Annotated in this window: 12 protein-coding genes; 8 read left to right on the top strand and 4 right to left on the bottom strand. The window is 59.2% G+C overall.

Annotated elements, in window-relative coordinates; genetic code table 11:
* Positions 1 to 13: 13 nt before the first annotated feature.
* Positions 14 to 1,276 carry a sensor histidine kinase gene (locus tag JF535_RS00840; RefSeq protein ID WP_206998001.1) on the top strand — a complete coding sequence of 421 codons (1,263 nt, stop codon included), beginning with the start codon at positions 14 to 16 and terminating at the stop codon, positions 1,274 to 1,276.
* Complete coding sequence (locus JF535_RS00835) at positions 1,273 to 2,031, top strand: LytR/AlgR family response regulator transcription factor (RefSeq protein ID WP_242523543.1); 759 nt, start codon at positions 1,273 to 1,275, stop codon at positions 2,029 to 2,031. Before JF535_RS00840 ends, JF535_RS00835 begins: the two co-directional genes overlap by 4 nt.
* A gap of 12 nt (positions 2,032 to 2,043) precedes the next feature.
* Here the strand turns inward: JF535_RS00835 and JF535_RS00830 are convergent, their stop codons facing one another.
* From JF535_RS00830 to JF535_RS00815, 4 genes are all read right to left on the bottom strand, one after another.
* Entirely contained in the window at positions 2,044 to 2,661 is a 618-nt protein-coding gene (locus JF535_RS00830) for a LysE family transporter (RefSeq protein ID WP_206997999.1), read from the bottom strand.
* A 15-nt stretch (positions 2,662 to 2,676) separates the two neighbouring features.
* Positions 2,677 to 3,423 (bottom strand): SDR family oxidoreductase, encoded by a 747-nt coding sequence (locus JF535_RS00825; protein WP_206997997.1) that lies wholly within the window; start codon positions 3,421 to 3,423, stop codon positions 2,677 to 2,679.
* A gap of 101 nt (positions 3,424 to 3,524) precedes the next feature.
* Positions 3,525 to 4,673, bottom strand: coding sequence for a PilT/PilU family type 4a pilus ATPase (locus JF535_RS00820; protein WP_206997994.1), 1,149 nt, complete (start codon positions 4,671 to 4,673; stop codon positions 3,525 to 3,527).
* A gap of 304 nt (positions 4,674 to 4,977) precedes the next feature.
* A complete protein-coding gene (locus JF535_RS00815) occupies positions 4,978 to 6,012 on the bottom strand; it encodes a type IV pilus twitching motility protein PilT (RefSeq protein WP_206997992.1) in 1,035 nt (344 codons plus the stop codon).
* 85 nt (positions 6,013 to 6,097) lie between these two features.
* Between JF535_RS00815 and JF535_RS00810 the strand changes: the two genes are divergently transcribed.
* From JF535_RS00810 to metW, 6 genes are all read left to right on the top strand, one after another.
* On the top strand, positions 6,098 to 6,793 hold the full coding sequence (locus JF535_RS00810) for a YggS family pyridoxal phosphate-dependent enzyme (RefSeq protein ID WP_206997990.1): 696 nt from the start codon (positions 6,098 to 6,100) through the stop codon (positions 6,791 to 6,793).
* Positions 6,794 to 6,809: 16 nt separating this feature from the next.
* Positions 6,810 to 7,637, top strand: coding sequence for a pyrroline-5-carboxylate reductase (gene proC, locus JF535_RS00805; protein ID WP_242523541.1), 828 nt, complete (start codon positions 6,810 to 6,812; stop codon positions 7,635 to 7,637).
* Between the two features lie 23 nt (positions 7,638 to 7,660).
* Positions 7,661 to 8,266 carry a YggT family protein gene (locus JF535_RS00800; RefSeq protein ID WP_206997988.1) on the top strand — a complete coding sequence of 202 codons (606 nt, stop codon included), beginning with the start codon at positions 7,661 to 7,663 and terminating at the stop codon, positions 8,264 to 8,266.
* Between the two features lie 262 nt (positions 8,267 to 8,528).
* The gene (locus JF535_RS00795; protein WP_206997986.1) at positions 8,529 to 10,496 is read left to right on the top strand and encodes a dynamin family protein; all 1,968 of its coding nucleotides are present in this window, start codon (positions 8,529 to 8,531) and stop codon (positions 10,494 to 10,496) included.
* Between the two features lie 212 nt (positions 10,497 to 10,708).
* Positions 10,709 to 11,932 carry a homoserine O-succinyltransferase MetX gene (gene metX / locus JF535_RS00790; protein ID WP_206997984.1) on the top strand — a complete coding sequence of 408 codons (1,224 nt, stop codon included), beginning with the start codon at positions 10,709 to 10,711 and terminating at the stop codon, positions 11,930 to 11,932.
* Complete coding sequence (gene metW, locus JF535_RS00785) at positions 11,932 to 12,522, top strand: methionine biosynthesis protein MetW (protein WP_207000084.1); 591 nt, start codon at positions 11,932 to 11,934, stop codon at positions 12,520 to 12,522. The genes metX and metW overlap by 1 nt, the downstream gene beginning before the upstream one ends.
* Positions 12,523 to 12,581: the final 59 nt, after the last annotated feature.

Here is a 12,581-nt window from a genome sequence, read left to right as displayed (position 1 = left end):
AAGATAACGTGGTATGACATCTTCCCGGCCCGCGCAAGCGGCGGGCATTATAGCGCAGCAAATTCGCGAAATTGCCCCCGAAGGCAAAGATTCTGCGCGTGTGCCTCCTCGCCACGACGCCGAAGCCCCGGCGCCCTTCCTTCCCGACCTGTGCAGTGTGACCGGTGTGGCCGCACTGGTTCTGATGGGCGAGCTGCTGGCGCTGGTACTGGTGCTGGCCAGCGATGGCCTCAATCCTTTCAACTGGCAGCGCCTGGGCCTGGTGTCGCTCACCGTGCTGTGGGCCATTCTGCCGTCCGCCGCGATCCTCTGCCGCCTGCGGCCCCGCTTGGCCCGCCTGTCTCACAAGGTGGCCGCAGCGCTCAGCTATTCCACGGTGCTCGCGGTGCTCGCCGTTGTGCTGCTGGCGCAGCACTGGTGGAGTGCGGACATGGCGGGTGCGCCCATCGACTACTGGTCCCTGCTGGCCAACTTCCTGGTGGGTGCGATTTGCGCGGGCGTGGTGCTGCGCTACGCCTATGTGCAGCAGCAATGGCACAACCAGCAGCAGGCGGAGCTGGGGGCGCGTATCGAAGCGCTGCAGTCGCGTATTCGTCCGCATTTTCTGTTTAACAGTATGAACAGCCTGGCGAGCCTGATCGCGGTGGATGCGGAGCGCGCGGAAAAACTGGTGGAAGATCTTTCGGCCCTGTTTCGCGCATCGCTGGCGGACTCGAAGCTGGTGCCGCTGGAGCAGGAAATTGCGCTGGCAAAGCGTTACATGGAAATTGAGTCCCTGCGCCTCGGATCCCGTTTGCAACAAGAGTGGCAGATCGACAATCTCCCGGCCGGTGCTACATTGCCATCCATGTTGCTGCAGCCCCTGCTGGAAAATGCGGTGCTGCATGGCATCGCCCGTTTACGTCACGGCGGTACGATCAAAATCGGCATTCGTGAAGTCCCGGTTACCCATAAAAAATTCATTGGCAGCGGCACAAGTGAACTGCTATTGTCGATTCATAACCCTGTTGCAGATTGCGAAATAAAAACTGGGACTTACGAGCGCCACCTGTCGAATACGCATGTGGGTAACGGCATGGCGATGGAAAATATTCGCCAACGTCTCAGTGCATTTTACGGCGACCGTTTCCGCTTCTCCGCACAACCGTGCGATGGCGAGCACGGTACAGAGTACCGCGTAGAAATACGTTTGCCGCTGAATGCCAATACGCAAACCAGAACAACTGAGCCAGTGGCAGCACACTCAGCTGGCGTCGCGAAAGAGGTAGGTCAATGAGCGCTACCGAACGCCCCCTGGGAGTGCTGATCGTCGACGACGAGCCGCTGGCGCGGGCCAGGTTGGCCCGACAGTTGCAGTCTATAGATGGTTGCCAACTGCTTGGAGAAGCTGCCGATGGGGAAAGCGCGTTACAACAGCTGGATTCACTCGACCCGGACTTGTTGTTACTGGATATCGAAATGCCCGGAGAAAACGGGCTCCAACTCGCCACCCAAATCACCAACCGACCCAACCCGCCTGCGATTATATTCTGCACCGCCCACGACGAGTTTGCGCTCCCTGCCTTTGCGGTTGCTCCATCGGGTTACCTGCTCAAGCCCGTCAGTTTGGAACAACTGGCACAGGCGATTGCCCAGGCGCGAAGACTGAGCAAGCCCCAGTTACTGCAGACCCGTTCCGATGATTCGCAAAGCATCCGCGGCCGCCGCCAGATCAAGGCGGTAAGTCGCCGCGGCGTGCAGTTACTGAACGTCGACGATATCCGCTGTTTTATCGCCGAAGACAAGTACGTCATCGCCCACCATAGCGGCGGCGAAACGGTGCTGGATGAATCACTGAAGGAACTTGAGGCGGAATTCGGTGAGCGCTTTGTGCGGGTGCATCGCAGTGCGATTGTGGCGCGGGAATTTATTACCGGCCTGAAAAAATCCGGCGACGGTTACGGTGTCACCCTGAGTGGTTGTGCACAGGTGCCGCCGGTATCACGGCGATTGCTGGCCGGTGTGAAATCCCTGCTTACAGAAATGGCGTGAAGTTTGTTCGCCCTAGGCACTGCGTGCCGCCATCCACACTCCACTGCCAATCAATAGACTCCCGCCGAGCAGATTAAGCACTCTGCTTTCCTTGCGATTCTGTAGCAGCTTGCGCGTGTGCACCGTCGCCCAGGCGTACATCAGCATCACACCCACCACTGCGATCGTGACGACCGCAAAAATAATAAGCGTATCAATAGCGGTGATGCTGCCGAGTGGCAGAAATGCGGGAAAAAAACTGAGATAAAACAGGATCGCTTTAGGATTGCCGAGGGTCGTCGTCAGCCCCAACAGCAGGCTGGAGGCCAGTGATTTTTTTGCACCCTGGGTAATTTCGGCGCGACTGCCCCGCGCCCGGAGCAGGCTGATACCGAGCCAGATCAGATAGGCTGCACCCAGATACTTGATGACAACAAAGGCGCCGCCCATCACATCTGCCACATAGGCGAGTCCGGAAAGACACAGCGCAATAAACACGTAGTCTCCCAGCACAATGCCCACGGACGCCACCGCCCCGTGCAACATTCCTCCACCGGCAGCGCGCGCCATTACCGCGAAGGTGCCCGGGCCGGGAATGGCAGCCAGAACGACCATTGCGCTGAAAAGGGCGAGGGAGTTGATTAAATTCACTGAATTATCCGTACTTTAAAGGCCGCCGGAAATATCGATAAACGTGCCTGTGGAAAATGAAGCTTTGTCACTAATTAGCCAGGCAATTGCTTGCGCAACTTCGCGATCGTAACCGCCACGCCCGAGGGGGATAGCTGACTTCAAGCGCTCCACCCGATCCGGCTCTCCGCCATCTGCGTGCATTTCCGTGTAGATAAAACCGGGGCGAACACCGTTCACACGAATGCCTTCCCGCGCGACTTCCTTACTGAGACCGATGGTCAGTGTGTCGACCGCGCCCTTGCTTGCCGCGTAGTCGACATACTCATTGGGCGAACCACTGCGGGCTGCGCCAGAAGACACATTGATGATAGCGCCACCATTGCCTCCATGTTCTGTCGACATACGCCGGACGGCTTCGCGGCAACAGAGTAAGGTGCCGGTGACGTTGGTTTGCAGAATTTTGTTGATGCGCCCAGCGGATAAGTTTTCTACGCGGGTCTGCGGCATCAGCATGCCGGCATTATTCACAAGTGCATTCAGGCTGCCTTGGCGTTTGTCGAGCTCGCTGAATAGTCGTTCGATGTCTTCTTCGCGGGAAATGTCGGCCTGCACCGCGATCGCTTCTACGTCAAAGGCTTCACATGCCTCGGCGATCTTATCCGCCTCGGCGGACCTTTCGCGGTAGCTGATACAGATGTCGTAACCCTGCTCCGCGAGCAAGATTGCTGTGGCTGCACCAATGCCACGACTGCCGCCAGTGATCAATGCAATCGGTCTCAATGCGCGCATCCTTTCTGAGGGGGCGGTTGACCTCGGCCTGTTGCAGGCAAACCGCTTCCAAGTGGAACCTGTCCCGAAAGCAGGCTCCACAAATGGCCAGATCAATAAATCTGTGGGCCGCCGCCGGTATCGCTATCGCTGGCGAGACTCAGTTCATCGGCGGCGCTGCTGAGGTACTCGGCGTCGGATTCGGACTTGAGCTTGATCATCAGGCGCAGGTCGTTGGCGGAGTCGGCGTGGGCGAGGGCGTCTTCGTAGGTGATTTCGCCGCGGTCGTAGAGTTCGTACAGGGCCTGGTCGAAGGTCTGCATACCCTGCTCATTGGAGCGCTTCATCAGCTCCTTCATTTTGTGTACCTCGCCCTTGCGGATAAGGTCCGACATGAGCGGGGTGTTAATCATGATTTCGAGACAGGCGCGGCGGCCGTCGCCATCCGGGGTTGGCACCAGCTGCTGGGCGACCATGGCCTGCAGGTTCAGTGACAGGTCCATCCACAGCTGCTGGTGACGATCTGCGGGGAAGAAGTGGATGATGCGGTCGAGTGCCTGGTTGGCGTTGTTGGCGTGCAGGGTGCACAGGCACAGGTGGCCGGTTTCGGCGAAGGCGATGGCGTGGTCCATGGTTTCCCGCGAACGCACCTCACCAATGAGGATGACGTCGGGGGCCTGACGCAGGGTGTTTTTCAGCGCGGTCTCAAACGATTCGGTGTCGAGGCCCACTTCCCGCTGGGTGACGATGCAGCCGCGGTGCTGGTGGATGAATTCGATGGGGTCTTCGATGGAGATGATGTGACCCTTCGAGTTTTCGTTGCGGTGGCCGATCATCGAGGCCAGCGAGGTGGATTTACCGGTGCCGGTTGCGCCCACGAATATGATCAGGCCGCGCTTGGTCATGGCCAGTTCTTTGAGCTGTTCTGGCAGGCCGAGTCCGTCAATGGTGGGGATTTTGGTTTCGATGCGACGCAGTACCATGCCCACGAGGTTGCGCTGGAAGAAGGCGGATACCCGGAAGCGGCCGACGTTGCGCACGGAGATGGCGAAGTTGAGCTCTTTGGTTTCGGCGAATTCTTTTTTCTGGCGATCATTCATGATGCCGACGACCATTTCCCGGGCTTTTTCCGGGGTCAGCGGGGAGGTGCTGACGGGCACGATTTTGCCGTGCAGTTTTATGGACGCGGGTACGCCGGCAGTGATGAACAGGTCGGAGGCGCCTTTTTCGGTGACCAGTTGTAGGAGTCGTTCGATTTCCATTTTTATTTACCGCCTGGGGTATTTGTTCTTGTGCAAGTTCTGTGGCGGCCAGGCACCCGGCACCTAGCCTTCGATTTTTACATTGCTACTTCGCAAGTAGTCTTACTTCGTAGCACTGGGTCCCGGATCGAGTCCGGGAAGACGGGGGTGCGTCATCCCGGTCTCGTCATGCCGGACTTGATCCGGTACGGGATCTAGTTTTGTAGGGTGGATAAGCGCAGCGCATCCACCAAAATCCCGCCGTGTTCAATGGTGGATGCGCTCTCGCTTATCCACCCTACGGTATCGGGAGTGTTCGATCTTATTAAAAATTCTCTGGCATCTTTGCCTTCTCGCGCGCTGTTTCGCGGCTGATGATGCGTTTTTCCACCAGGTCCTGCAGGCACTGGTCCATGGTCTGCATGCCCACGTTGGCACCGGTCTGGATGGCGGAGTACATCTGCGCGATCTTGTCTTCGCGAATCAGGTTACGGATGGCCGGGGTGCCGCGCATAATCTCGTGGGCGGCGACACGACCGCCGCCGTTGCGCTTGAGCAGGGTTTGCGAGATGACCGCCTGCAGGGATTCCGACAGCATGGAGCGCACCATGGATTTTTCTTCCGCGGGGAAGACGTCGACAACACGGTCGATGGTCTTGGCGGCGGAGGTGGTGTGCAGGGTGCCGAATACCAGGTGGCCGGTTTCCGCGGCGGTCAGCGCCAAGCGGATGGTTTCGAGGTCACGCATCTCACCCACGAGGATGATGTCCGGGTCTTCACGCAGGGCGGAGCGCAGGGCTTCGGAGAAGCCGTGGGTGTCGCGGTGCACTTCCCGCTGGTTCACCAGGCACTTCTTGGATTCGTGCACGAATTCGATCGGGTCTTCGACGGTGAGGATGTGCTCGTACTTGTTATCGTTGATGTAGTCGATCATCGCCGCGAGGCTGGTGGACTTACCGGAACCGGTGGGTCCGGTGACCAGCACCAGACCGCGAGGCGTATCGGAGATCTGCTTGAACACCTGGCCCATCCCCAGGTCTTCCATGGTCAGTACCTTGGAGGGAATGGTCCGGAATACAGCGCCGGCGCCGCGGTTGTGGTTGAACGCGTTGACACGGAAGCGGGCCACGCCGGGCACCTCGAAGGAGAAGTCGGTCTCGAGGAACTCTTCGTAGTCCTTGCGCTGCTTGTCGTTCATGATCTCGTAGATCAGCCCGTGCACCTGCTTGTGCTCCATCGGCGGCAGGTTGATGCGGCGTACGTCGCCATCGACCCGGATCATCGGCGGCAGGCCGGCGGAGAGGTGCAGGTCCGAGGCGTTCTGTTTGGCGCTGAAGGCGAGGAGTTCTGTAATGTCCATACTGCTAACCTTTATTCTTCTCGTATATGACGCGGCGGCAATGAGCGCATAGAATGCCCGCCAAGCAAAAGTTGGGTCCCAGTATATGCGCAAAGGGTCTATCCCCGAAAACCTGAATTCCGTCGCTGAGCGGATTGTCACAGCCTGTCGCAGTTGTGACCGGCGGGCCGATTCTGTCACCCTGCTGGCGGTGTCGAAAACCCGTCCGGCGGAGGACCTGCGCGTCGCGTATGACGCGGGTCAGCGCCATTTTGGTGAGAATTACCTGCAGGAGGCGCTGGACAAGCAGGAGGCGCTGGCGGATTGCGACATCATCTGGCACTTCATCGGTCCCCTGCAGTCGAACAAGACCCGTGATGTGGCAGTGCACTTTCACTGGATGCATACCGTGGAGCGGCTAAAAATTGCACGGCGTCTGTCGGAGCAGCGCCCCACGGGGATGCCGCCGCTGAACGTATGCCTGCAGGTGAATATCGACGAAGAGGACAGCAAATCCGGTGTCAGCGTGGAGAAGCTGCCTGAGCTTGCGGCGTCCGTGGCGGCGCTGCCGAACCTCGCACTGCGCGGGTTGATGGCGATTCCGGCACCGCGCGGTGTGGCGGAGGACCAGCGCACCCCGTTTATACGGCTGGCTGGCTTGCTGGAAGATCTCAAGGCGCAGTTGCCGGATCAGCCCCTGGATACCCTGTCGATGGGCATGTCCGGTGATATGGAAGCGGCGATCTTCAGTGGCTCGACCATCGTGCGGATCGGTACCGATATTTTCGGCGCGCGTAAATAGTTTGGTGGAGGTTTAAATGTCTGATCAAAAAATGGTCTTTATTGGTGGCGCCGGCAATATGGCGGGTGCCGTGATTGGCGGCATGGTCGCCAGCGGCTACCCGGCGGACAAGATCGTCGCCACCGGCCGCGACAAAGAAAAGCTGAAAGCCTTCTGTGACCGCACTGGCGTGCACGGCAGCACCGATAACCTGGCGGCGATCGAGCATGCCGATGTGGTGGTGCTGTCCGTAAAGCCGCAAGTAATGAAAGAATTGTGCGAATCGATCGCTGAAAAAGTGAGCGCTCGCAAACCGCTGGTGATTACGCTTGCCGCGGGTATTCCGCTGGCAGCCTACCAGCGCTGGCTGGGCGCCGGGGTGCCGATCATTCGCGCCATGCCCAACACGCCGGCGCTGGTTGGCACCGGGGTGACTGGCCTCTATGCGGGCGACGGGGTGACGGATGAGCAGAAGTCCGTTGCCACCCAGATGGCCGACGCGGTGGGTATTGCCCTGTGGGTGGAGCAGGAATCCGGTATCGATCAGGTGATCGCGGTATCTGGTTCCGGGCCCGCGTACTACTTTCAGTTTATGGAGTCCATGATCGACGCGGCAGAGAAGGCGGGCATGGATCGCGCCGATGCCGAGCGACTTACCTTGCAAACCGCACTGGGCGCGGCGAAACTTGCGGTGGCCGCGGATGTGGATGTGGCGCAGTTAAAGCGCAATGTCATGTCACCGAACGGTACCACCGAGCGGGCGGTAAAGCGCTTCCAGGAGGGCGGCCTGCCGGAGCTGGTGGCGCAGGCCATGGGCGATTGCGCGGCGCGCGCCGCGGAAATGGCGAAAGAGCTCGACAAATAATGAATTGTGATTAAGGACTTTTGATGGTCAACACCTTCAGTAATATCGGCGTCTTTCTTCTCGCCACTATCGGTATTCTGTTTCTGTTTGCGGTGCTGCTGCGCTTTATGCTGCAGGTAGGTCGGGCGGATTTTTACAATCCGATTTCCCAGGGCATCGTCAAGGTCACCAACCCGTTCCTGCGCCCACTGCGCAAGATCGTGCCCGGCCTGTTCGGCATCGATATGGCCTCCCTGCTGCTCGCCCTGCTGGTGGGCTGGGTGATGATTATTGGTGCCGGCTTTCTCGCGGGCGCCGGCCTGCTGAACCCCCTGAGCGCTCTGCTGTGGTCCCTGCTCGGGGTGTTGATGACGCTGATTGCCATTCTGTTTGTGGGTATGCTGATCTCCATTGTGGTCAGCTGGATTGCGCCGCAGAGCTCCCACCCCGCGCTGATGTTGCTGCGCCAGGTACTGGAGCCGGTGTACGCGCCGGTGCGCAAGATCATCCCGCCGCTGGGGGTGATCGATATCAGCCCGATCTTTGTGTTTATCCTGCTCACCGTGGCGGACAAGCTGCTGGTGGGGTTTGCGCAGAGTGCGCAGATGCCGCAGTTGGTGTACAACCTGTTCTGGCACATCCCCTTCTAATGAATCGCCGCAGAGCTACTGCGCAGGGCTGTGGCGAATCCACCACAGCCCCGCTCGCTACGTTTTCAAGCGCCCCTCTGCCAGCTATTTAGTTGACTAACCTGTCAGCGCCTATTGCTCCTTTTCTCATTTCTCGATTGCGGCTTTATCCAGTTCGCGAAAACCGGGGCGCGGGGTTTAACTTCGCGCCGGGTTACTGGAGAATGGCAGCGAAATCTGTACGCAGTAACTCTTTAGTAGTAACCGATAAGAACACTAAAACATGGAAGATGTGACCTTGCGCCAGCATATTGCCGACTACGATCGTTGGAAAAAGGGGCTTGATGGCCAGTTAAGCCGCTTTAATGAGTGGCTTGAAGCGCATTTCCCCAATTCTGCTGGTGCGCGCCAGGTGGTGCAGCAGGCGCGTCAGTTGTTGGTGGAAGACCAGTTTACGGTGGCGCTGGTGGGGGAGTTTTCCCGCGGCAAGACCGAGCTGATCAACGCGCTGTTGTCACACACCTACGGCAAGCGCCTGTTGCCGTCGCGCCCGGGGCGTACCACCATGTGCCCCACCGAGATCTTCAGTGATGGCAGTGCACAGGCTTCGGTCCGCCTGCTGCCCATTGAGACTCTCGCCACCAATACCAGCCTGGAAAGCTTCCGCCGCATCCCGCAGAAATGGGTCAATTTTGACTTCGATCCGGAAGACGCCGAAGCCACCCGCAATGCCCTGATGAAGGTGGCCTCCAGCAAGGCGGTGACCCCGGAAGAGGCCGCCCGTTACGGGTTTGATCGTCGCCACCTCGACGGCAATGGCAACCTGGTACAGATTCCCGCCTGGCGCTACGCGCTGATTTCCTTGCCGCACCCGCTGCTGGCCCAGGGCTTGCGCATTATCGATACACCTGGGTTGAATGCCCTGGGCAACGAGCCCGAACTGACGCTGTCGACGCTACCCAGCGCGCAGGCCGTTGCCTTCCTGCTCTCGGCAGACGCCGGTGTCAGCGGCACCGACCTGAATATGTGGGAAACCCATCTGGTGCCATTGAAAGAGCACCGAGGTACCGCGGTGATGGCACTGCTAAACAAAATCGACGTGCTGTGGGACGATCCCGACGAAGACGCCGATCAGATGCTGCGCAAGATGCGCGCGGAAGTCAGCAAGTTGCTGGACCTGCCACAGGAAAACGTGGTGGGCGTGTCGGCGAAAAAAGCCCTGCTGGCGCGGGCGGAGCGCGACCCGGTGCTGCTGCAGCAGAGCTGCTTTGGCGATTTTGAAAGCCTGCTTGTACAGCGTTTGATGGAACACCGCGACAAGGTGGCCAACCACCGTTCGCTGCATCAGGCCCTGACGCTGATGGCGGATACCCGTGATCTGCTGAAGCGCCGCCTCAACAGTGGCCGCGCGACTCTGGAGCACCTGCAGCGCCAGGGGGCCACCAGCCCGGAGCAGATCGACGAGCTGAAGCAGCTGCATGCCACTGCCAAGCAGCAGCACAAGTATTGCCACCAGGAGCTGCTGACACTGAAATCGAGCCAGCGCATGCTCGCCCGCCAGCGCGCATCTCTGCTGGCACCGGTTTCCAGTCAGCAGCTGCAGCAGTTGATCGAGGAAACCCGTCACGCACTGAACGAGCGCTGGTCTCCGCTGGGACTCGCACGTGCGATCGATGGGTTTATGGGGGGCGTAGAGCACCAGCTGTCCAACCTTGAGCGGGAGGTGGACCAGGCTAATCGTCTGGTGGATGCCATCTACGATCGCTCCACCCTGAGTAATATCATCTCTGCTGAGCAGCACTTTGATATCGCCGGTTTCCGCGCGGCACTGCGCGGCCTGCACCGCCAGGCGGCGCAATTGCGCCGCTCGCCGCAGCTGCTGCTGGCGCGCCGCAATCGTCTCACCGAGCGCTTCGTGGCCACACTGGCCAACGAGGTGGGCCGTATGTACAGCCAGATGATTTCTTCAGTGGATGGCTGGCTGGACGGTGTACTTGAGCCGCTCAAGCAGCATGTGCAGTACCAGAAGCACCTGCTGAACCGGCATTTGATCAAGCTTACGGAGCTGAAGCAGAAAACTCAGAACAAGCGCACCGACCTGCGCGCGCTGGAAGAAGAGCTGGTGCGCAACCACAGTGCGTTGGGCGCCCTGGAAGACCTGTTGAAGCAGACCCGGGCGGCGCCACAGCCGATTCCACCGGCGCCGGTTGCGAATAATGTCACGCCGTTAAAAGCGCCGGTGACCTCTTGATTCTTCCGAAGTAACGCGGGTAGCCCTGACGCCGGGTACTGCTTCTCAAGACCTTCACCGGCAGGGATGCCGGTGCAGAGCCCCCAGGGATGGGTTCACGGCGTGTCTTGAGAAGCAGTACCCGGTGGCAGGGCGGCGGGGCACCACCGAAAGCTAACAGGTGTACTCCCGCCCCCAGCTTTCGTAAACTTGGCGCCCCGCCCAATAACCACATGCGAAAGATTTTGACCACGGAAGCGCAAACGTCCCAATCAGGAAGGCCGGCAGGATTGCCAGCCAACTCCGTCGGCATTGTCGAGCCGCAAAGCCACACCTTTCCCGGGCCTTTCAAATTGGCCTGTGGGCGTGTGCTCGACGAATACACCCTGGTGTACGAAACCTACGGCACCCTGAACGCCGACAAAAGCAACGGCGTGCTCATCTGCCACGCACTCTCCGGGCATCACCACGCCGCCGGGTATCACAGTGAAAATGACAAGCGCCCGGGCTGGTGGGATCACTATATCGGGCCCGGCAAACCGATCGATACCAACCAGTTTTTTGTGGTGGCGCTGAACAACCTTGGCGGTTGCCACGGCTCCACTGGCCCGACCTCCATCAATCCGCAAACAGGCAAACCCTGGGGTCCCGATTTTCCGCCGCTGCGCGCGCGGGACTGGGTGCACAGTCAGGCACAGCTGGCCGACCATCTCGGCATTCAACAGTGGGCCGCCGTGGTGGGTGGCAGTCTTGGTGGCATGCAGGCCATGCGCTGGGCGCTGGAGTACCCGGAGCGTCTGCGCCACTGTGTGGTGATCGCGTCGGCGATGAAATTGTCTGCGCAGAATATCGCATTTAACGAAACAGCCCGTCAGGCCATTACGTCCGACCCGGACTTCCGCGACGGCCGCTATCTGGAAGACAACACGTTACCCCGTGACGGCCTCGCCGTGGCGCGCATGATCGGGCACATCACCTATCTGTCGGATGACGGGCTGGGCAAGAAATTTGGCCGCGAGCTGCGCTCCGGTACTTTTCAGCAGGGTGTGGAAGAGCTGGTGGAGTTCCAGGTGCAGAGTTACCTGCGCTATCAGGGTGATACCTTTTCCAGCAGCTTCGACCCCAATACCTATATTTTGATGACCCGCGCGCTGGATTACTTTGACCTGGCCCGTGAATACGACGACGACCCGGTAAAAGCCTTTTCCCACGCACGCTGCAAATTCCTGCTGGTGTCGTTTACCTCCGACTGGCGTTTCGCTCCGGAGCGCTCGCGGGAAATTGCCGATGCACTGATGCACGCCAATATCCCGGTTACCTATGCCGAAGTGGAATCGCCCATGGGGCACGACGCTTTCCTGTTGCCCAATGCACGCTACGAGAATCTATTTGCGGCCTATATGAATAATGTTGCGCGCGAGCAGGACGCCACCGGGCCCCGTGAGGTGACCGCATGATGCGTCAGGACCTGGATATCATCCACAACTGGATCGCGCCCGCCACACGGGTACTTGACCTCGGCTGTGGCGATGGCGCGCTGCTGGACCGGCTGGGTAAAGAGAAGCGGGTGGACGGATACGGGCTGGAAATTGACCCGGACCAGATTCAGAAATGCATCGAACGCGGTGTTAATGTGGTCGAGCAGAACCTGGACAACGGTCTGAAGAATTTCGCCGACCAGAGTTTTGATACGGTGGTAATGACCCAGGCCCTGCAGACCCTGCGTTTCCCACACCTGGTGGTGGAAGAAATGCTGCGCGTGGGGCGTGAGTGCATTATTACCTTTCCCAACTTCGGCCAGTGGAAAGCGCGCTGGCACCTGGCGGTTTCCGGGCGTATGCCGGTATCCGACTTATTACCCTACGAATGGTACGACACGCCAAATATTCACTTTTGTACTTTCAAAGACTTTGAGGTGCTCTGCCGCGAACATCACTGGCAAATCTTGCACCGGCAGGTAGTCTCAGAGTCGCCGGTTTCCGGGGTTTTGAAGGATTTTTTGCCGAATCTTTTTGGAGAAACGGCGATTTACCATCTGACTCGCTAATATTAGAAGAAGATGGTTGTCAAACGCGCCGCCTCAAACGGAGGGGGCGGTTTCATGAT

It is taken from the genome of Microbulbifer salipaludis (genome assembly GCF_017303155.1).
Taxonomy (GTDB): Bacteria; Pseudomonadota; Gammaproteobacteria; order Pseudomonadales; family Cellvibrionaceae; genus Microbulbifer; species Microbulbifer salipaludis.
This window is presented reverse-complemented; position numbering and strand designations above follow the sequence as displayed.